Raw genomic sequence first — 19,796 nt, forward strand, 5'->3', positions numbered from 1 at the left:
CACTCATTACGTTAATCAGAGGCATCTTAGGTCGTGCAGTACATGTTGTGCAGGGTGCGGATGACCTGCTTGGCTTCCTCACCCTTGAGTGAATAGTAGATGGTCTGGGATTCACGGCGTGTTTTAACCAGGCCGTCGCGACGCAAAATCGCCAGATGTTGTGACAGGGCCGATTGGCTGAGATCGAGGCAGGTATTGAGTTCTGTCACGGACATTTCCTTATCATCCAGATAACAGAGAATCATCAGTCGGCTCTCGTTGGCCAGGGCCTTCAACAGGGTGGTGGCCTGCTGGGCATTGCCTCGGAGTTCATTGATCAGTGGATTGCCAGAGTTAGCCATAAAGTTGTGTCCAGTAGAAGTCTGATATTCTTGGTGCCACTTACTCTATAAAAGTGGCAGTGCTCAGTGTTTATGTAAAACCCATTTTTCAGCCAAGCGGCGAGCAGAGAAGCAGGTCGGTTGGCACCGATTCAAAGCTCGCCTTCCAGCTTTTTACGAATGAGTATATTTTCTTTTACTTATTCTACTCTTTTTCCTGGCTTTGTTGACACCCCCTGACCGAGGCAAAATTTTTTTACCGGCTAGTCAGAGATTTGTTTTCTGCACTCAAGGGCCTGATTGTCAGCAATTTAGCTGCAGCCATTCAATACGGGCAAGGGCTGTATTGCCCAGTCATTGCTGGTTTGCGCCTTTCGTATTAGTTTCAAACGGCTTCTGGTGCTTTAGAGTTACACCCTGATAACGGTAAAGTGTCGACACTGTGCAGGTGTGGGCCAATAACAATTGACTCAGAGGCGAGGAAGATGACCTATAAAGCTGAATACGAGCGTTCTATCAAAGAGCCGGAAGCGTTCTGGGGTGAGCAGGCCAAGAATCTGCCCTGGTTTACCCAGCCCACCAAAATGCTGGAAAAAGATGAAAAGGGTGCCTGGCGCTGGTTTGTCGATGGTGAAATGAACACCAGCTACTGTGCTCTGGACTATCACGTTGAAAATGGGCGTGCGGATCAGACTGCTGTTATTTATGACTCGCCGGTAACCGATACTAAATCCAAGTTGACCTACCGTCAGATGCGCGATCAGGTAGCCAAGTTTGCAGGTGGCCTGCGTAAACTGGGTGTGGAGAAGGGTGACCGGGTCGTTATTTATATGCCCATGGTGCCTGAAGCTCTGGTTGCCATGTACGCCTGTGCCCGTCTGGGTGCGGTTCACTCGGTCGTGTTTGGTGGTTTTGCTCCGCACGAGCTGGCTGTACGTATTGATGATGCCAAGCCCAAGGTTATCGTTTCCGCTTCCTGCGGTATCGAAGTCAGCAAGGTCATTCCCTACAAAGGCTTGTTGGATGATGCCATCAGCCAGGCCGAACACAAGCCTGATCATCTGGTTGTTCTGCAGCGTCCCCAGCAGACCTGTGAGCTCAATTCCGAGCGTGACGTTGATTGGGAAGAAGTTAGCAAGGCTGATCCGGTCGAGCCTGTAGCCGTTAAGGCCACCGATCCTCTGTATATCCTTTACACTTCAGGTACCACCGGTAAGCCTAAAGGCGTTGTACGTGACAATGGCGGTCATGCCGTTGCGCTCAAGTACAGCATGAAAACCGTTTACGACATTAATCCCGGTGAAGTCTTCATGGCGGCTTCGGATGTGGGTTGGGTTGTTGGCCACTCTTACATTGTTTATGCACCGCTGCTGGCTGGTTGCACCACCATTGTTTATGAAGGCAAGCCGGTCAAGACGCCGGATGCCGGTGCTTTCTGGCGCATGATCGAAGAATACCAGATCAAAGGGTTCTTCACGGCACCGACTGCCTTCCGTGCCGTCAAGAAAGAAGACCCTGAAGGCAAGCTGCTGGCACAGTATGATATTTCCAGCCTCAAGGCCATGTTCCTGGCAGGTGAGCGCCTGGATCCTCCTACTTATCACTGGTTGAATGAGCTGCTGCCCGTTCCCGTGATCGATCACTGGTGGCAGACAGAAACTGGCTGGGCGATTGCCGGTAACATGATGGGTATCGAACCGGTAGAACCCAAGCCAGGTTCGGCCACCTACCCAACGCCCGGTTTTGATGTCCAGATTCTGGATGGCAAGGGTAACCAGGCACCGGCCAATGAAGAAGGCAGTGTTGTGGTTAAACTGCCCATGCCTCCCGGCTGCCTGACTACCATCTGGGGTGACCATGCCCGTTATGAAGGTTCCTACATGTCAGCCTATCCCGGCTACTATCTGACCGGTGACGGCGGTAAATTTGATGAAGACGGCTACCTCTTTATCATGGGGCGTACCGATGACGTCATTAATGTGGCGGGCCACCGTCTGTCGACCGGTGAGATGGAAGAAATTGTGGCTTCTCACCCTGGTGTGGCCGAGTGTGCGGTTATCGGTGTTAGCGATGAGCTGAAAGGTCAGCTACCCGTAGGTCTGGTTATTACTAAAGATGGCTGGGATGGCGATCCCGAAGAGCTGGAAAAAGAACTGGCTGCATTGGTTCGCAAGGAAATTGGTGCCATTGCCTGCTACAAGCAGACGCTGGTTGTCGATCGCCTGCCCAAGACTCGCTCGGGTAAAATTCTGCGCAAGATTCTGCGTAGCATTGCTGATGGTAAGGAGTATCAAGTGCCTTCCACCATTGATGATCCTGCCAGTCTGGAAGAGATTGAAGATGCCATGAAAGGCCAGGGCCTGGTTCAGTCCTAAGCATTTGCGGCCCGTGCCAGGTTTTTAGATCCTGGTGACCCAAGCCTCCCCCGCAAAAGCGGGTGGAGGCTTTTTATTTGCGTGGAGCTTGCTATAATGCCCGACTTCATTCACCCAGGGTTCCCTCGCCCCCTGACAAAAAAAGGATGCTGGCATGCTATCGCTTTCCTCCGAGCAGTTTCGTAAAGCTCTTGTTTACCTGTCTCTTTTGCATATTCTGATCATTGCTGCGAGCAATTATCTGGTGCAATTTCCCTTTGAAATTTTCGGACTCCACAATACCTGGGGAGCCGTAACCTTTCCCTTTATCTTTCTGGCAACGGATTTGACGGTTCGGGTTTTTGGCAAAGAACTGGCCAGACGGATAATTTTTGCGGTGATGTTTCCGGCTTTGCTGCTCTCCTACGTCATCTCGGTGATTTTTGCCCAGGGTGCTTTTACCGGTTTTTCCGGGCTGGACGAATTCAACCTCTTTGTAGCCCGTATTGCTCTGGCCAGTTTTATGGCTTATCTGCTGGGCCAGCTTCTGGATATCAAGGTATTCGACCGCTTGCGCCGTCATTCACTCTGGTGGGTGGCACCGGCAGCTTCTACCCTGGTCGGTAATGCTCTGGATACCCTGATTTTCTTTTCTGTGGCCTTTTATGCCAGCCCTGATGCCTTTATGGCCGCTCACTGGCCAGAGATCGCCCTGGTGGATTACGGTTTCAAACTGACTTTGTCACTGGTTATTTTCCTGCCTGCCTATGGGCTCTTTCTGGCTTGGCTGCAGCAGCATCTGCTGCGCGTAGCTCCCTCCCGTTCTCTGGGTCTTTAAGCAGCAATTTCCTGGCCTTATGCTTGAAGGTTACGGGCCTCTGTTCGGCCCTGTAACCTTTTTAATTGGTATTTGCACCTGAGTTGTTGGCATAATCTCTTCAAGCTGAATTATCAGAATTGAGGAGTTATTCATGAAGAGTCTGGCGCACCAGCGTTACGGACAGGGCGAGCCCCTGGTAGTCATGCATGGCCTGTTTGGCAGTGCGGATAACTGGCGGGGTCTGGCAAGGCGCTGGAGTGATGAGTTTGAAGTCTGGTGTCTGGATTTGCGTAACCATGGGCGAAGTTTTCATTCCCTGGGCATGGACTATTCGCAACAGGCTGAAGACCTACTCTATTGGATGGATAACGAGAATCTGGACAAGGCCAGCCTCTTGGGTCATTCCATGGGGGGCAAGGTGGCCATGGAATTCGCCCTGCGCTACCCCAGCCGGGTTGATAAGCTGATCCTGGCTGATATCGCTCCGGTTCGTTATGAGCATACCCATGGCAAAATTCTTGAGGGCCTGAGAGCCCTGCATGCTCAGGAACCCTGGCATGAAAGACGCCAGGCCGATCATCTGCTGGCCGATTATGTCGATGATATCCAGACCCGTCTTTTCCTGCTAACCAACCTGGTCAAAACGGAAGACGGCTTGCGTTTGCGGGTGGGTATCGAAGAGATTGATCGGGATTACCAATCCATTATTGATGCTCCGCCGGGCATGGAGTTGGGCAAGCAGTTTGCCGGTTCCTGCTTGGCGATTCGTGGTAGTCGTTCCGATTATGTGAGCGATGATCTGCTGGATGAATTCAAGCGCGGCTTCCCCAGCCTGCAATTGACTGAGCTGCAAGCCGGCCATTGGTTGCATGCCGAGCAAGCCGAGGATTTCGGACGGCTGGTTAGCGAGTTTCTCAATAAGGGTACAATCTAATGGCTCAGGTTTCGCCCTTTGATTGGGCTTCCTTGCTGGCTGATCAGCCTTTGTTACCCGTGGCAGCAGGTTTGAAAGCCGAGCAGGTACTGCCGGTGGCGGACAGTCTAACAGCTGCCGGGGTCGGGGTGTTGGAAGTGACCCTGCGCGATCCCGGAGCCTGGGATGCACTGGAGCAACTCAAGCAGCATTCGATTACCCGGGTAGCGGGTAGTGTGCGTAGCCGTGAACAGTTAAAGCGTCTTCATGATTTGGGCATTACCCTGGCCGTTACGCCAGGCTGGTCTCCTTCCTTGTGTGAGGCCTCGCGGTCTCTGGGAATTCGTTTGTTACCCGGGGTCGCCACGCCCGGAGAAGCCATGCAGGCTTACCAGAAAGGCTATCACCAGGTAAAACTCTTTCCCGCAGCTGCTTTGGGCGGGCCAGCATATCTCAAGGCAATTCAAGCACCTTTGCCGGAAATGCAGTTCGTTCCTACAGGTGGAGTCAGTGAAGCTAATTTGAGCGAGTGGTTTGCTGTGCCGGGTGTTGTTGCTGTCGGTGGTAGTTGGATGCTGTCAGCTGAATTGCTTCAGGGTCAGAAATGGCAGGAGTTGACCGAGTTGACACTAGGAGCTGTCAAGCTGGCAACTGAGCATCGCAATACCAAACAAGACTGAGATAACAGGATGCGAGAAGGGGGAAGCAAGGCGTGATTTATGCCGTGGATAATGCCGATTTTAAAGCCAGACGTTTGAGGGCAGTTAAAGAAGATCTCAATACCGGGGCTGCTACCCTGGCCCGCAAAACGCTGGAAGACATCATCGATTTTTCCGATTGCTGTGATGCCGCTGATACCCAGGAGTTGGTCACTGAATTGACCGATCTGGTCACCCAGTTATCCGCAGCCCGGCCCAGTATGGTATCCATTCAAAATGCCTTGAGGCGCTGGTCGGATTGCCTGGAGAACCTGCCTGCCGATGATCTGAAAGAAGCTCGCCGCCTGGCCCAGATGGCTGCGGAAGAGGTGATCGAAGAGCTGCAGAATGCCCAGGTGGATGCTGTGGCTGCCTGTGTGAAAGAACTCAAGGATGGCATGACCATCATGACCCACAGCACCAGTTCCAGCGTGATGAGCCTGTTCAATGCCTGTTATCAGGCGGGTATCAAACTCCAGGCGATCGTGACTGAATCCCGCCCGGGGATGGAAGGCCGTAAACTGGCTCGCTTTCTCAATAAACTGGCCATCCCCACCCAGTTTATTTCCGAAGCCCAGATGGCCTATTTTGTTCCCCAGGCCGACAAGGTGATCGTTGGTGCCGATAGCCTCTTGCGCGATGGCACTCTGGTCAACAAGGTAGGAAGTCGTTTGTTGGCACTGGCTGCAAGGGATAGCGGCATTCCCTTTTGGGTGCTGGCAGAGAGCTTTAAACACAGCCTGACCTTACCGGAAGACGTTGTTCTGGAAGAGATGCCCGAGGATGAAATGCAGCTGGAAGAGTTGGAAAAAGTCCAGGTTCGTAATATCTACTTTGATCTGATCCCGGCCCGCTTTATTACTGCCTGGGTGGACGAGCAGGGTGTCCGGGTCGAATTCCGGTCCCTGGCTGAAGCCAGCCGGGTTCCACTTTTGGCAGCGCCTTGAAAATACCTCTTTACTGCTGAACACAAAAGGGTGGCAAAAAATTGCTGCCCTTTTTTATTGAAGTGCTTTTATACCGTTATCTATCAGGTTGATCCGGGTCAAAAAAGAGAAAAAACGGGTCGGTCAGTGATTTGATTTGCAATAATTTGCATTAATATTTATTTACGCAAAATAATTTGCAAAGAGTGGCTTTCCCCGCTAGTTTTGCAGGTATCAACCCTGTTTTTATTGGCTAGAAGGATACTGCTGAAGTGGCACCCCGAACCCTTGAAGAGTTAAAACGCAAGCTCCAGCGTCTTAATGCCCCCGGTAGTGATATCAAATTGGGCAAAAGAGCCATGACGGCGCTGACGCAGATGATGGACAAGCCCGAAGAGGTGGCGGTGGCCTCCATCTCCACTCTGGCGGCAAATACCGGGGTGAATGCCTCTACGCTAAGCCGTCTGGTGCGGCGTTTGGGGTTTGAAAGCTTTGCCGAATTTCAGCTCATTTTTCGTAATCATCTGGCGCGTACCAGTCGTACCAGCTTTTACAGTGATCTGGCTGGTCAGCTCCTGGAAGGGGATAACCCCGAAGAGACGCCCGATTCCCTGGCCCTGATGTCTCAGGTGGCCGAGCAGGAGACCAGTAACATTGCCCAGATGCTCAAGGGGTTGGATCTTGAAGCGCTGGAAAAAACTGTAAGTCTCTTGATCGCAGCGCCAAGGGTGAGGGTTTACGGCCTGCGTCAGGCCTACACCATGGCCAATTTACTGGCCTATGCCCTGGGACTGCTGCGCCCGGACGTCAGTCTTCTGGGGAATCCTCACCATGGCGTGGCTCATGGGCTCACCGAATTGACCGAGAAGGATGTGCTGGTGGTGATCGGTGCAGCGCCCCATACCCGAGGCACGGTGGCTGCAGCCCGAATCGCTGCTAACCAGGGAATGCAGGTGGTGGCTATTACCGATTCGCATGGCTCACCCCTGGCAGCAGAAGCCTCTCTGACTTTTGTGGCTCCGGCCAGTGGCACCTGGTACAGCAATTCCATGGCGTCTTTTCTGGTGTTTATTGAGGGTCTGATGGCTATGGTGGCCGGGCGCTTGGGACGTCAGGGTCTGGCCAGTCTGCGTCGCCACGAAATGTTGATTGATGAGGTGAACCATGAGCTGTGAAGACTTGATTCTGCGTCAAGAAAAAGACGGGCTTCTCTGGCTGACACTGAATCGTCCGCAACGCCTTAATGCCGTTATTGCCGATCTTTACGCCCAACTCTGCCAGGAACTGGATGCAGCCGCTCAGTCGGACTCAGTCAGAGTTATCATCCTGACCGGAGCAGGGCGAGCTTTTTGTGTCGGTGCGGATATGAAAGCCCATGCCGAAGGTCAGCGTACTGCTTTTCAAAAGCGTGAGTATCTGCGTCTTGAGCAGGAGGTGTGCCGGCGACTGTTTGAGCACCCCAAGCCCGTGATCGCCGCGGTCAATGGCTATGCCCTGGGTGCTGGTGCTGAAATGGCCCTGGCGGCTGATTTTTTGCTGATGCGCTCTTCGGCCATCTGGGGGTTGCCGGAAACCAGTATCGGCGCCTTTGTCGGTGGGGGTGTTTCCTGGCTTCTGCCGCAGCGGGTGGGTATGACCCAGGCTCGGGAGCTGCTGCTGTTAGGGCGTCAGCTGGATGGTCACCAGGCTTTGCAACTGGGTTTGGCTCACCGTTGTTACGAGGTGGAGAGCCCGGAAGACTTTGAGCTTGAAGTGGAAAGCTTTGCGGCTGACTTGGCCAAGAAGGCACCTTTGGCACTGAGTCTGGCCAAACAACAACTGAATCGTTCCGCCCAACAGCACTTTAATGATGCCCTGACTGCTGAGCTGGAAGGCATGATGTTTTGCAGTAGTACCCAAGACTGGCAGGAAGGTGTCAGGGCTTTTTCTGAAAAACGTGATCCGCAGTTTTCCGGCCGTTAGGAGGCAAGTATGTCTGGTCATCGAGACGCCAAAGCTGATGCTTTGCTGGCAGGTTTTTATCCGCGTAGCCTGGTGGTTGTGGGGGCTTCAAGTCACCCGGGAAAAAGAGGCTATCAAGCGGTTAGAGCTTTGCAGCAGGGTGGTTTTAAGGGGCGTATCTATCCGGTGAACCCCGGTTTGCAGGAATTACTCGGGCTAACCTGCTATCCGGATCTGGAAAGCCTGCCGGGCACTGCTGAGCTGGCTTTGATCTGTACGCCTGCGACCAGTGTGCCCCAGGTCTTGCGGGCCTGCGGCAGCCAGGGCGTTAAGGTGGCCGTGGTTTTGGCGGCCGGTTTTTCAGAATCCGGGCCTGAAGGTCAGGCCTTGCAGGCCGAGGCGGTAAAAGTCGCCGCAGAAGAAGAGATACGCATTATTGGTCCCAATACTTCGGGGATCTTTAACATGCATGCAGCCATGAACCTGGTGGGCTATCGTGATCTGCAGCCTGGTCCCGTGGGTATTCTGTCTCAGTCGGGCAACATGGCCTTGTCTCTGGTAACCGAAGGGGCTCGTGATCTGCATGCCGGTTTTAGTAGTTATATCGGTGTGGGCAATGCTGCCGATCTGGCCCTGCATGAATACCTGGATTATTTTGCTGCCGATCTGCCTACCCGAGTGGTGGCCGCTTATATCGAGGGGGTCGGAGATGGGCGTGCCTTTTTACAGGCAGCCGCAGCCTTTACCGCCCAGAAGCCCCTGCTGGTCTATAAGTCGGGGCGTTCTGCTTCCGGTCAGGCGGCAGCCCGTTCGCATACGGGGGCCTTGGCCGGTAGCTATCAGGTTGCCCGGGGTGTGATGCAGCAAGCCGGAGTGCTCTTGGTAGACCAGCCGGAGCAACTGCTTCCACTGTCCGAGGCTCTGGCTACCCAGCCGCTACCCAGAGGAAAGCGGGTGGCTGTTCTGGCCGATGGAGGTGGGCATGCCACCCTGGCTGCCGACGAGCTGGATGCCCAGGGGTTGCAGCTGGCCGAACTCCAGCCGCAAACCCGCCAGCAGCTGGCGGCTCTCTTGCCTGCTTCTGCCGGTTTGAATAATCCTATTGATGTGGCCGGGGCAACGGATGACCACCCAGCAGTCTTTGCACGTTGTTCTGAGATCCTGCTGGCTGATCCCGGCGTGGATCAGCTGCTGGTGGTGGGTTTGTTTGGTGGTTATGCCCTGCGTTTTGATCCCGAGCTGGAAGCCGAGGAAATTCAAGCATCGCGAGACCTGGTGGCCCAGGCACAAAAAGCCGAAAAACCCCTGCTGATCCAGAGTCTTTATGCCCGGCATAAACCGGCTCCCTTGCAGGCCGTTGCGGAACTGGGTTATCCGGTCATGACAGAAATCGATATCGCTGTGGCCGCTATCAAGGCACTGACGCAGTATGCTGATTATCGTCGCAAAATTGCTTCAGATGATTATCTGACCGGTCGCGGTCAAGCCAGCCAAAGAGCACATCTGGTGATGAAGCGAGCTACGCTTCAGGGGCGCTCGGCTTTACTGGAGCCTGAAGCCAAGCAGCTCTTGCGTGCCTTTGAAATTCCCTTACCAGCGGAGCAATGGATCACGCGCAAGGAGGACTTGGCCCACCTGGACAGCAAATGGTTGCAGCAGCCGTTGGCCATGAAGTTGGTATCTGCGGATGTGCTGCATAAATCCGATGCCGGAGGGGTACAACTTAATCTATATGGCCTGGAGGAGCTGGATCATGCCTGGCAGACCATGGAGGCCGAGGTTAGGACGCGGGTTCCCGAAGCTCGTCTGCAGGGTCGTTTGTTAACCCCTATGGCTGCGGATAAGGGGACCGAGATAATTCTCGGAGTGACTTGTGATCCTCAATACGGCCATCTGCTAATGTTCGGGCTGGGAGGGATCTTTGTCGAGGTTTTCCAGGATGTGGCTTTTCGTGCTTTGCCTCTGAGCCGCAGTGATGCCTGGGAACTCTTGGCTGGTCTGCGTTCCTCGGCCATCCTCAATGGTGTCAGGGGTCAGGCGGCTATCGACAAGGAAGCCCTGGTTGAGCTGATGCTCAAGCTCTCGGCTCTGGTAACGGCCCATCCGGAAATCAGCGAGCTGGACCTGAATCCGGTTCGCTGTTATCGGGAAGGGTATCAGGTATTGGATGCAAGAATTATCCTGAATCAGGAAGGGGTGGAGACTAGGGCTTCTTCTTTGGAGACTTGCTACCAGCTGGAGGCTACCTCTTGAACGTCGGGAAGGAGCCTAATTCCAGGGCAGGGCAGGCAAATAATCTTCCGGGGAGACCGCCTGGCCGTTTTCGCGCAATTCGAAATAGATGCCAGGCTTGTTGATCTGGCGTTGGTGGCCCGCTGAGCAGACGGGGTGGCGGCCGGAAAGGCGATTGCCTTCTTCTACAAAGAGCGCATGGCAATAGCCATAGATAGACTGGCGCCCCTGGTCATGCTCAACAATGATCACGCGTCGCATGCCCCGCATTTCCCCGGCAAAAACCACCCGACCTGGGGCAATGGGGAAAATCTCTTCCCTGGGTTGGGTTTCCAGAGTCAGGCCCTGATGAACGCCCCAGCGTTGCCAGGAAAAGTTGATACGCACCTGGGGATCATCGACCGGCCAGCGGTAGCCGTTTAAGTCCCTTGCCCTGACGGGAATCTCCAATCTATCGCCTACCTGCAAACGGGTTGCTTCCACCTCAGGGTTGGCCTGCATCAGGCTGAGTAGCGAGATGTGAAAATGCTGGGCCAGTTTGCTGAGGGTATCACCTCGTTGAATACGATAATAATAGGGACCGGTGGCCGGGACATCGCTGCTGCGTTCTGGCAGGCGCAGGCGGCGGGTATTTCTTAGATTTTCGCGTGAGCGGGGATTATAGCGTTGTAGCTCACTGCGACTGATGCTATCCAGTTGTTCAGCCACCGAACTCAGGGTGTCTCCCGGCTGAGGATGATGGAAGGGGATAAAGCCTTCCGGCACGGGCGTTTCCAGCCGGGAGTTGGACGAGCACCCAGCGACCACAAGCATCAGCAGATAAAAGGGTAAGGCTTTGCAGAGGTATCTGCTCACTGCAGCTCCCGAGTGGATGAGTAATCTTGACGATCAATTAATAAGTCTAACCAGTGCTGTGATGGAATTAAACTCCTGGCCATTAAAATGGCGATTAAGTTTGTGTAGCCCCCCTGAAAATGGCTAAAATAGAAGATCAACTCATCAAAAACAGGATTATTCTATGCAAGTTGCAGCCAATAAGGTCATTGCCATTCATTACACTTTAACCAATGGTGATGGTCAGGTTCTGGATTCATCTCAGGGCGGCAACCCTCTTTCTTACCTGCACGGTCACAGCAATATCATTCCAGGCCTGGAAACTCAGCTGGAAGGTAAAGAGGCCGGTGAAGAGTTTGAAGTTACTGTAGAACCTGCTGACGGTTACGGCGAAAGAGACGATAACCTGGTACAACAGGTTCAGCGTGAAGCTTTTCAGGGTGTTGATCAGATCGAGCCTGGCATGCAATTCCAGACTCAGGGTCCTGGTGGCGCCATGGTGGTTACCGTTGTTGAAGCTAACGACGAAACCGTAACCATCGATGCTAACCACCCTCTGGCTGGTGTTTCCCTGAACTTCAAAGGCAGCATCGAATCCGTTCGTGATGCTAGCGAAGAAGAAGTTCAGCATGGTCACGCCCATGAAGGTGATCAGGCAGACCACTAAGAAGCTGTCCCATCAACGTCTAGGTTGATAGGTGGTTTCTGCAGTCTGACTGCAAGCCAGCATTAAAAAAGCCCCTGACCTCTTAAGGTTCAGGGGCTTTTTATTGCTCTAGCCGTTAAATCGGAGGCTGTTGCAGGGGGGAGCCGGTAATCAGAAATTCCAGCAGTGCCTTCTGGGCGTGCAGGCGGTTGCCTGCTTCCTGCCAGACGACCGAGCGCTGGTCATCCAGCATGTCCTCGCTGATTTCCTCGCCCCGGTGAGCGGGCAGGCAGTGCATGAACAAGGCATCCTTGGCTGCCCGGTCCATCAGTTGGGGAGAGACCTGATAGCTGGCAAAATCCCGCTTGCGACGGTTCTGTTCTTCTTCCTGCCCCATGGAAGCCCAGACATCCGTGACCACCAGTTGGACGTCCTCCACGGCTGCTTGGGGTTCACGTACCAGAGTAACCCGGTCATCAAAGTCGGCGAGTAGTTCTGCGTCCGGCTCATAGCCCTCAGGGCAGCAAATCCGCAATTGGAAATCAAACTGGCGGGCAGCACGCATGTAGGAGTTACACATGTTGTTGCCGTCCCCGATCCAGGTCACGGTTTTGCCCTGGAGACTACCGCGGCATTCCACGAAGGTTTGCACATCGGCCAGCAGTTGGCAGGGGTGAAAGTCGTCGGTCAGGGCATTGATAACGGGAATCGTGGAATAGTCGGCAAACTTTTCCAGATCTTCGTGGGAGAAGGTGCGGATCATGACCGCATCGACCATTTCCGAAAGTACCCGAGCCGTATCCTCAAGCGGTTCTCCACGGCCCAGTTGGGTGTCCCGGGGAGAGAGAAAGATAGCCGAGCCGCCAAGCTGGGCCATACCAGCTTCAAAAGAAACCCGGGTGCGGGTGGATGATTTTTCAAAAATCATCGCCAGCACCTTGTTTTTGAGGGGCTCATCCAGCAACCCCGCCTTGTGGCGGCGTTTTAACTCGATGGCACGTTGTATGACTCTTTCCAGCTCCTGGGGAGACAGGTCGGAGAGGGTGAGGAAATGTCGCACACTCATAAGTTGAGGCTCTTAGTTTAAGAAGTAGGAGGAGTATTCAACCAGTCTTTAATCAGCTCACACAGCTGATCAACCAGTTGATCCGCTTCACTTTCGGAAATGATCAGAGGAGGAAGGAGACGCACAACACTGCCTGCAGTGACATTGATCAGCAATCCGGCCTCCAGGGCCAGGCCGACCAGCTCGGCGCAGGGGCGATCCAGTTCGATGCCCAGCATCAGGCCGCGACCGCGCAGGGAAACCAGAGCGTCCAGACCACCCAGGTGCTTCTGAATACGGGCTTGCATGCGCTCGCCAATCCGGGCGGCCTGCTGACAGAGGTTATCCCGCTCCAGGGTTTCCAGCACGGCCTTTACCACAGCCGAGCCCAGAGGGGTGCCGCCATAGGTGGAGCCGTGGTGGCCCGGCTGGAAGAGTTCAGCAGCCTGGCCCTGGGCCATGACAGCACCGATAGGAAAGCCATTACCCAGGCCCTTGGCCGTGGTAAGGACATCGGGTTTCCAGTCATAAGCCTGATAGGCAAAGTAGTGGCCGGTACGACCATTGCCGGTTTGGACTTCATCCAGCATCAGCAGCAGTTGGTGTTCGTCACAGAGCTGGCGCAGTCCGGTCAGGAATTCTTCACTGGCACTCTGGAGCCCGCCTTCGCCCTGAATGGGTTCGACCAGGATGGCAGCGACATCCTGGCGACTTTGCAGGATGTTTTTAACCGCTTCCAGATCATTGTAGGCACAGCGGATAAAGCCACTGACCAGCGGCTCGAATCCGGCTTGAACCTTGCGATTGCCGGTCGCCGTCAGGGTTGCCAGGGTGCGGCCGTGAAAAGCATTTTCCATCACCAGTATCTGGGGCTTGTCGATGCCTTTCTGGTGACCGTGCAGGCGACCCAGTTTGATGGCGCCTTCGTTGGCTTCAGCACCTGAATTACAGAAAAAGACCCGATCCATACCGGCCAGTTGAGTCAGTTTTTGTCCGGCTGCTTCCTGGTGAGGAATCTGATAAAGATTGGAAGTATGCACCAGGGTGCCAGCCTGCTGGCAGAGTGCCTCGGTTACTGCCGGGTGGGCGTGACCCAGTCCGCAGACGGCGATACCGCTGATACCATCCAGATATTGTTTGCCTTCAGTGTCTGTCAGCCAGACGCCCTTGCCGGAAGCAAAAGCAACGGGTAAACGACCATAAGTGTGCATCAGGGCGGAATCGGCCATGGTGCAAATATCCTCATAAATAATAGGGGCTGAACCCGGGAAAAAAGATCCAGTCTAAGCACTTGGTGCATGACTGGCAAGACAGGCATATAATTTTCCGGGTAACTTGTTAATTACCGCCTGACCCAGCTAAAATTGACCAGGTTAGTCAGGTATTCCGCAAGGGTTATATCTGCAGTTTTCCAATCAAAAGGTGAAAATTCATGTCAACAACGCTTGATACCATTAAAGAACAAATCAGCAGCAACCCTGTTCTCATCTACATGAAGGGTACGCCGCAAATGCCCCAGTGTGGTTTTTCCGGCCAATCAATTCAGGCACTCATGGCCTGTGGCCAGAAGTTTGCATTCGTCAATATTTTAGAGCATCCGGATATTCGCAGTGAACTGCCCAAGTATGCCAACTGGCCAACCTTCCCACAGCTGTGGCTGAATGGTGAACTGGTCGGCGGCAACGACATCATTCTGGATTTGCACCAGCAGGGCGAACTCCAGAAGATGGTAGAAGAGGCCGCCGCCTCGGCCGCCTGATTAGACCTGCTCTGGCATGGTTCTGAGAGCGAGCTCCCAGCCGCCCAGTTCATGCCAGGTATTGACGATGGTGCAAAACAGCTCAGCAGTTCTTTCCGTATCGTAACTGGCTGAATGAGCTTCCTTGTTATCAAAGTCAATACCCGCTGCCCGGCAGGCTTTGGCCAGCACCGTCTGGCCAAAAGCCAGGGCAGCCAGGGTCGCCGTATCAAAGCTGGAAAAAGGGTGGAAGGGATTGCGGCGCAGGTTGCATCGCTCCACAGCGGCATTGATAAAGCCCAGATCAAAACTGGCGTTATGGCCGACCAGGATGGCCCGGGTGCAATCATGGGCCTTGATGGCCTTGCGGATCATGCGAAAAATCTCACCCAGTGCTTCCTTCTCATCCTCGGCAATACTTTGGCGAAAACTGCTATCCAGATTGATCTTGGTAAACTCCAGGGCGGCCTGCTCGATATTGGCCCCTTCAAAGGGTTTCAGATGCTTGGACAGGGAATGCTCGGGCAGGAGCATGCCGTTTTCATCCATGGTCAGGGTCGTTGCTGAAACTTCCAGCAAGGCATCCGTTTGCGCGTTAAAACCAGCTGTCTCTACATCCACCACGACGGGCAGATAACCGCGAAAACGACGGGACATGGGATGCTTGTTGTAGGACTGGCTGGTCACGCAGATCTCCTGACTGCTCGGGTTTGCGGGCGTTTTGCCTAGCTTAACATGCTTTTTATTAAAGTTTCTGCTGGGCGCGCCGATTACACATGATGTAAAGTAATTACGCAAATCGGTTTGTCAGTCATCCACAAAGGAAAATAACTGTGGCTTCTCAGCAAGGTAAACCCACTTCCTTGATCAGCTTATGGCAAAAATCTACTGCCGGGCTAAAGGTACTCAGCCTGACGCCTCTTCTGCTGCTGACCTTTCCGGTCATGGCTTCAAGCTGGCAGGCCGGTTATGAAAACGGTCTTTGGGAAGCCAGTGAGCCTTCGCGTTTACGCTGTGAACTGAACCATTATATTCCCGATTTTGGCGTGGCCCGTTTTATTCATCGTTCCGGTGAAAGGGTGCGCATGGAAGTGGATGTCTTTCGTCATGCCATGAATGAAGGCCAGGTACAGTTGGTGGCCCTGGCTCCCCAGTGGCAACCCGGCCAGGGAACCCAAGATCTGGGTAACTATCGTATCGAAACCACGGATTATCCGCTGCGAATTGCTAATCCCCAGACAGAGCTGGTACTCGAAGCCCTGCGCCAGGGGCGTTTGCCTTCGCTGATCCAGACAGTCGATGATGATCGCGTGGAGCGTCGCCGCGCCAGCCTCACCCCGGTACGTTTTCATCAGGCCTTTGCGGATTTCCAGCAATGCCAGGCCAGTCTGTTGCCGGTCAACTTTGATCAGATCGAAGAGGTGATGATCAATTTTGATCTGGCCAAGGATGAGTTGGGCGAAGCCGATTACGAAATCCTGGATTTGATCGTCCGCTATGTGAATGCCGATCCCGAAGTGGTTACGGTCAAGGTGGATGGACATACCGATTCCCTGGGTAGTCGTACCCGCAACCGTGAAATTTCCCATGAGCGCGCACAGCAGGTCACCGAGTATCTGGTGGCCCGGGGTATGCCTGCGGAGATGATTACCACCGAGTTTCACGGTCAGCGTTATCCGATTGCCGATAACCGTACCGAAGCCGGGCGTGCCAAGAACCGCCGGGTGATGGTAACCCTGGAACCAGCCCAGGAAATTAAACCCCTCTTCTAGGGTTCTCCCGCTGCTTGCGTTATACTTCCCGCTACTTTTTTCTCTCTGGGGCTGCTCCGGCGGCCCTTTTGTAGTTTTTGTTACCCTGCTATTGCTGGCCGGGGTCGCCTAAGGAGTCTATATGTCAGAAGTCAAAAAGGTCGTACTGGCCTATTCCGGTGGTTTGGATACCTCCATCATCCTCAAATGGCTGGAAGATACCTACAATTGCGAAGTGGTCACCTTTACTGCCGACCTGGGTCAGGGTGAAGAGCTGGAACCTGCGCGCGCCAAGGCCGAGCAGATGGGCGTCAAGGAAATCTATATTGAAGACCTGCGCGAAGAATTCGTGCGTGATTATGTCTTCCCCATGTTCCGCGCCAATACCATTTACGAAGGCGAATACCTGCTGGGCACTTCTATTGCTCGCCCTCTGATTGCCAAGCGTCTGGTAGAAATCGCCAATGAAACCGGTGCTGATGCCATCTCTCACGGTGCGACTGGCAAGGGCAACGACCAGGTGCGTTTTGAGCTGGGTGCCTATGCGCTTAAGCCAGGCGTCAAGGTCATTGCTCCCTGGCGTGAATGGGATCTGCTTTCACGTGAGAAGCTGATGGCCTACGCCAAAGAGCACAATATCCCCGTTGATTTTGCCAAGCAGGGCACCAAGTCGCCCTATTCCATGGATGCCAACCTGCTGCATATCTCCTACGAGGGCGGTCTGCTGGAAGATCCCTGGGCCGAGCCGGAAGAACCCATGTGGCGCTGGAGTGTCAGCCCTGAAGCTGCACCCGATGAGCCGACCTACATTGAACTGACCTACGAGAAAGGCGATATCGTCGCGATTGACGGTGAGCGTCTCAAGCCGCATGAAGTGCTGGAAAAACTCAACAAGCTGGGTGGTGCCAACGGCATTGGCCGTCTGGATATCGTGGAAAACCGTTATGTCGGCATGAAATCCCGCGGTGCTTATGAAACACCCGGCGGCACCATCATGCTCAAGGCTCACCGTGCAATCGAATCCATTACCCTGGATCGTGAAGTCGCTCACCTGAAAGACGAGCTGATGCCTCGCTATGCCAAGGTTCTCTACAATGGTTACTGGTGGAGTCCTGAACGCAAGATGCTGCAGGCCATGATTGATGAATCCCAGGAAGTGGTCAACGGCAAGGTGCGTCTGAAGCTTTACAAGGGCAATGTCATCCCTGTCGGTCGCGTTTCCGACAATTCCTTGTTTGATGAAAACATTGCGACCTTCGAGGATGATGCTGGCGCTTACGACCAAAAGGATGCAGAAGGCTTTATCAAGCTGAATGCCCTGCGTCTGCGTATTGCTGCCCAAAAAGGCCGTAAGCTCGACTAGGCTGGGTCTAATCGTGGCTGGAGGACATCCAGTCACGAACCTTGCATACCAGGCTACCGATCGGCCGGGGTTTGGGGGGCGTCAACTGCTGGTTGACAAAATCCTCGACCGCCTTGGCCGGATCGGTTTCTGCCGTTAGCAGCGTTGCAATTCCTCTTTTCTTCATCTTCTCCACGAAACTCTCCCCGGCACTGGCCCCGATGACGGCTGTGCAATGCCGTAGCGGATGCGGCTGATCATCCTTGTAATAGTGAAAAATCAAGGGCTTGGCTAGAAGCAGGGACTCCTGTTCGATCACTTGTGGTGGCTGGCCTGCTTCCTCCTTGACCTCGTAAAGAATCCAGTGGGCACACTTGCCAATATGCCCTGAGACCTTCTTGCCATCACGACTGGCGACAGCTATATACATGCCTGCTCCTTTTTGCTGGATAACCTTCTGGACTTGCCAAGCTTAAAAGCAATTTTCAGGCCAGACAGCCAGTGTTCTTTTTGGGTCCAGCTAGCTAGACTGAAAAATAAAAAGGAGGCTGCCATGCAATTTCTGCTGCGCTCATCCCCTTGGCGGCAAGTCTTTCGTGAACAACTGGATGCAGCTGGCCAGACACCCGTTAGCCTGCCTCTCTTGGACGAGGTGATGGCTACTCGGCCCAGGGCTCTGGATTCCACGCAGGTAAAAGACTGGCAGGTCAAGTGGGTGCGCCGACTGGTTCAGCTGCAGCTGCCAGCCGGGCAGATCAGTCAGCTGATCAGTGATCACAATGCCTGGCTCTATCGCCAAGCCATTTCCGCCTCCCTGGCAGAAATGCAGGCCCAGGGCTGGGGTGAGCCCCCCGTGGCTTTTTGTGTGCTGATTCTCGGCTCAGGTGCCAGAAGCGAAAGCCTGCTGCGCCCGGATCAGGACAATGCCATGATTCTGGATAGCTATCCTCCCGAGCAGCATCAGCAGATCGATACCTGGTTCCAGCATCTGGGCGAGCTGTTTACGGACAAGCTGGATCAGGCAGGGATTCCTCTTTGTCGCGGAGAAGTCATGGCCCGTTGGCCTCTGTGGCGCAAGCCCCTGAATGAATGGCAGGATCAGCTGCGCATCTGGACTGGTCAACGGGTAGTCAAGAAGGTACAGCTTTCCAACATTCTTCTGGATTTTGCGCCTGTTTATGGTCAGGAAGCTTTGGCGCGTCAATTCCGCGAGAGTCTGCATCAATGGTTTCCAGAAGCCCGGGGTTTTTTGCAGGAAATGGCTGGCTTGCTGGATGAAATTCCTGTCGGGCTGGATGCCCTGGATCGACTGGTGACCGAAGACAGCGAGGCCCCGCATTCGCGAGCGTTGAACTTGAAGCGCCAGGCGATCTTGCCTCTGCAATCGGCGGTGCGCCTTTATTGTTTGCTGGAAGGTGAGGTAGAAGCTGTTTCGACCCGGGAGCGCTTGACCGCGCTGGTGGCTGCCCAGCAGTTAACACCCGATGAAGGCCAGGATTTGATGGCGGTTCTGGAGGCCTTGCAAGGGTTGTTGCTGGATGCCCAGCTGGAGAGTCTGGAAGCTGGCCGTCAAGCGGATAACTGGCTATCTCTGGAGCAGTTGAGTGAGCGCCAGACTCGCCTTTTAAAACTGGATATGAAGCTGATTAAACGTCTAGTCAGGCAGGTAGCTAAACGTTGTGGTTAAACCTGACTTGAAAAGCCCGCCTGATCCAGCCAGAAGGAGGCCGGAAAAAGCGGGCTGCTATCGGGATTAGTTCATCTTATGGCCGTGTCCATGACCTTGCCCCTGGCCGTGACCGCGTCCAGCAGGGCGTACAGGTACGTTCAGTTCCAGCAGGCTACCGTCATCAAACTCCAGGGTCAGAGCTACCTGGTCATCCTGAGCCGGGGTTTCCTTGAGGCCAATCAGCATCAGATGCAAACCACCTGGCTGCAGAGAAGTCTGGCTCTGGGCAGCGATGGCAATTTCTGCAACACGGCGCATCTGCATGACACCCTCCACCTGGGTGTGGGTATGCAGTTCCACGGCTTGGGCCAGAGGGCTGGAGGCGGCGACCAGTTGGCGATCTTCATCGGTGGTGTTATGCAATTGCATGAAAGCGGCCGTTACCTGGGCACCAGGCGGTACGGCTCTGACAAAGGGATTCATGGCATTGATGCCGGTTGCCAGGGCCGAAAAACTGGCGCTCAGAGTCACTAGAAGGCTGATAGAAACAAGTGTTTTTTTGATCAT

Annotated in this window: 20 protein-coding genes; 13 read left to right on the forward strand and 7 right to left on the reverse strand. The window is 54.2% G+C overall.

Annotated elements, in window-relative coordinates; all coding sequences use genetic code 11:
• Positions 1 to 26: 26 nt before the first annotated feature.
• Positions 27 to 341 (reverse strand): ArsR/SmtB family transcription factor, encoded by a 315-nt coding sequence (locus DFK18_RS01750; RefSeq protein WP_114416472.1) that lies wholly within the window; start codon positions 339 to 341, stop codon positions 27 to 29.
• A 464-nt stretch (positions 342 to 805) separates the two neighbouring features.
• Between DFK18_RS01750 and DFK18_RS01755 the strand changes: the two genes are divergently transcribed.
• From DFK18_RS01755 to DFK18_RS01790, 8 genes are all read left to right on the forward strand, one after another.
• Positions 806 to 2,695, forward strand: coding sequence for a propionyl-CoA synthetase (locus DFK18_RS01755; RefSeq protein WP_114416473.1), 1,890 nt, complete (start codon positions 806 to 808; stop codon positions 2,693 to 2,695).
• A 154-nt stretch (positions 2,696 to 2,849) separates the two neighbouring features.
• Entirely contained in the window at positions 2,850 to 3,512 is a 663-nt protein-coding gene (locus tag DFK18_RS01760) for a 7-cyano-7-deazaguanine/7-aminomethyl-7-deazaguanine transporter (RefSeq protein WP_114416474.1), read from the forward strand.
• 133 nt (positions 3,513 to 3,645) lie between these two features.
• Positions 3,646 to 4,428: an alpha/beta fold hydrolase gene (locus tag DFK18_RS01765; protein ID WP_114416475.1), complete on the forward strand. Its 783-nt coding sequence runs from the start codon at positions 3,646 to 3,648 to the stop codon at positions 4,426 to 4,428.
• On the forward strand, positions 4,428 to 5,087 hold the full coding sequence (locus tag DFK18_RS01770) for a bifunctional 4-hydroxy-2-oxoglutarate aldolase/2-dehydro-3-deoxy-phosphogluconate aldolase (RefSeq protein ID WP_114416476.1): 660 nt from the start codon (positions 4,428 to 4,430) through the stop codon (positions 5,085 to 5,087). The genes DFK18_RS01765 and DFK18_RS01770 overlap by 1 nt, the downstream gene beginning before the upstream one ends.
• 32 nt (positions 5,088 to 5,119) lie before the next feature.
• Positions 5,120 to 6,052 (forward strand): eIF2B alpha/beta/delta subunit family protein, encoded by a 933-nt coding sequence (locus tag DFK18_RS01775; RefSeq protein WP_114416477.1) that lies wholly within the window; start codon positions 5,120 to 5,122, stop codon positions 6,050 to 6,052.
• 251 nt (positions 6,053 to 6,303) lie between these two features.
• On the forward strand, positions 6,304 to 7,206 hold the full coding sequence (locus DFK18_RS01780) for a MurR/RpiR family transcriptional regulator (protein WP_114416478.1): 903 nt from the start codon (positions 6,304 to 6,306) through the stop codon (positions 7,204 to 7,206).
• On the forward strand, positions 7,196 to 7,993 hold the full coding sequence (locus DFK18_RS01785; protein WP_114416479.1) for an enoyl-CoA hydratase/isomerase family protein: 798 nt from the start codon (positions 7,196 to 7,198) through the stop codon (positions 7,991 to 7,993). The genes DFK18_RS01780 and DFK18_RS01785 overlap by 11 nt, the downstream gene beginning before the upstream one ends.
• 9 nt (positions 7,994 to 8,002) lie before the next feature.
• Positions 8,003 to 10,225: an acetate--CoA ligase family protein gene (locus DFK18_RS01790; RefSeq protein WP_114416480.1), complete on the forward strand. Its 2,223-nt coding sequence runs from the start codon at positions 8,003 to 8,005 to the stop codon at positions 10,223 to 10,225.
• Positions 10,226 to 10,240: 15 nt separating this feature from the next.
• Here DFK18_RS01790 and DFK18_RS01795 read toward each other — a convergent pair whose 3' ends face one another.
• Positions 10,241 to 11,059, reverse strand: coding sequence for a M23 family metallopeptidase (locus DFK18_RS01795; RefSeq protein ID WP_114416481.1), 819 nt, complete (start codon positions 11,057 to 11,059; stop codon positions 10,241 to 10,243).
• 163 nt (positions 11,060 to 11,222) lie between these two features.
• Between DFK18_RS01795 and DFK18_RS01800 the strand changes: the two genes are divergently transcribed.
• The gene (locus DFK18_RS01800; protein ID WP_114416482.1) at positions 11,223 to 11,705 is read left to right on the forward strand and encodes an FKBP-type peptidyl-prolyl cis-trans isomerase; all 483 of its coding nucleotides are present in this window, start codon (positions 11,223 to 11,225) and stop codon (positions 11,703 to 11,705) included.
• A 115-nt stretch (positions 11,706 to 11,820) separates the two neighbouring features.
• On the opposite strand, the gene argF is transcribed toward DFK18_RS01800, so the two are convergent.
• The gene (gene argF / locus DFK18_RS01805) at positions 11,821 to 12,750 is read right to left on the reverse strand and encodes an ornithine carbamoyltransferase (protein ID WP_114416483.1); all 930 of its coding nucleotides are present in this window, start codon (positions 12,748 to 12,750) and stop codon (positions 11,821 to 11,823) included.
• Positions 12,751 to 12,767: 17 nt separating this feature from the next.
• Complete coding sequence (locus DFK18_RS01810; RefSeq protein WP_114416484.1) at positions 12,768 to 13,958, reverse strand: aspartate aminotransferase family protein; 1,191 nt, start codon at positions 13,956 to 13,958, stop codon at positions 12,768 to 12,770.
• 203 nt (positions 13,959 to 14,161) lie between these two features.
• On the opposite strand from DFK18_RS01810, the gene grxD reads away from it, so the two are divergent.
• Positions 14,162 to 14,488: a Grx4 family monothiol glutaredoxin gene (gene grxD, locus DFK18_RS01815; RefSeq protein WP_114416485.1), complete on the forward strand. Its 327-nt coding sequence runs from the start codon at positions 14,162 to 14,164 to the stop codon at positions 14,486 to 14,488.
• Here grxD and rnt read toward each other — a convergent pair whose 3' ends face one another.
• Positions 14,489 to 15,124 (reverse strand): ribonuclease T, encoded by a 636-nt coding sequence (gene rnt, locus DFK18_RS01820; protein ID WP_114416631.1) that lies wholly within the window; start codon positions 15,122 to 15,124, stop codon positions 14,489 to 14,491.
• 176 nt (positions 15,125 to 15,300) lie between these two features.
• On the opposite strand from rnt, the gene DFK18_RS01825 reads away from it, so the two are divergent.
• Together DFK18_RS01825 and DFK18_RS01830 are read left to right on the forward strand one after the other, a co-directional pair.
• Positions 15,301 to 16,239 (forward strand): MotY family protein, encoded by a 939-nt coding sequence (locus DFK18_RS01825; RefSeq protein WP_114416486.1) that lies wholly within the window; start codon positions 15,301 to 15,303, stop codon positions 16,237 to 16,239.
• Positions 16,240 to 16,360: 121 nt separating this feature from the next.
• Positions 16,361 to 17,581 (forward strand): argininosuccinate synthase, encoded by a 1,221-nt coding sequence (locus DFK18_RS01830; RefSeq protein WP_114416487.1) that lies wholly within the window; start codon positions 16,361 to 16,363, stop codon positions 17,579 to 17,581.
• Positions 17,582 to 17,588: 7 nt separating this feature from the next.
• Here DFK18_RS01830 and DFK18_RS01835 read toward each other — a convergent pair whose 3' ends face one another.
• Positions 17,589 to 17,990, reverse strand: coding sequence for a NifB/NifX family molybdenum-iron cluster-binding protein (locus tag DFK18_RS01835; RefSeq protein ID WP_114416488.1), 402 nt, complete (start codon positions 17,988 to 17,990; stop codon positions 17,589 to 17,591).
• A gap of 123 nt (positions 17,991 to 18,113) precedes the next feature.
• On the opposite strand from DFK18_RS01835, the gene DFK18_RS01840 reads away from it, so the two are divergent.
• On the forward strand, positions 18,114 to 19,247 hold the full coding sequence (locus DFK18_RS01840) for a DUF294 nucleotidyltransferase-like domain-containing protein (RefSeq protein WP_114416489.1): 1,134 nt from the start codon (positions 18,114 to 18,116) through the stop codon (positions 19,245 to 19,247).
• A gap of 66 nt (positions 19,248 to 19,313) precedes the next feature.
• Here the strand turns inward: DFK18_RS01840 and DFK18_RS01845 are convergent, their stop codons facing one another.
• A complete protein-coding gene (locus DFK18_RS01845; protein WP_114416490.1) occupies positions 19,314 to 19,796 on the reverse strand; it encodes a copper chaperone PCu(A)C in 483 nt (160 codons plus the stop codon).

Origin of the sequence: Marinospirillum perlucidum (assembly GCF_003336805.1) — a bacterium.
GTDB lineage: Bacteria > Pseudomonadota > Gammaproteobacteria > Pseudomonadales > Halomonadaceae > Marinospirillum > Marinospirillum perlucidum.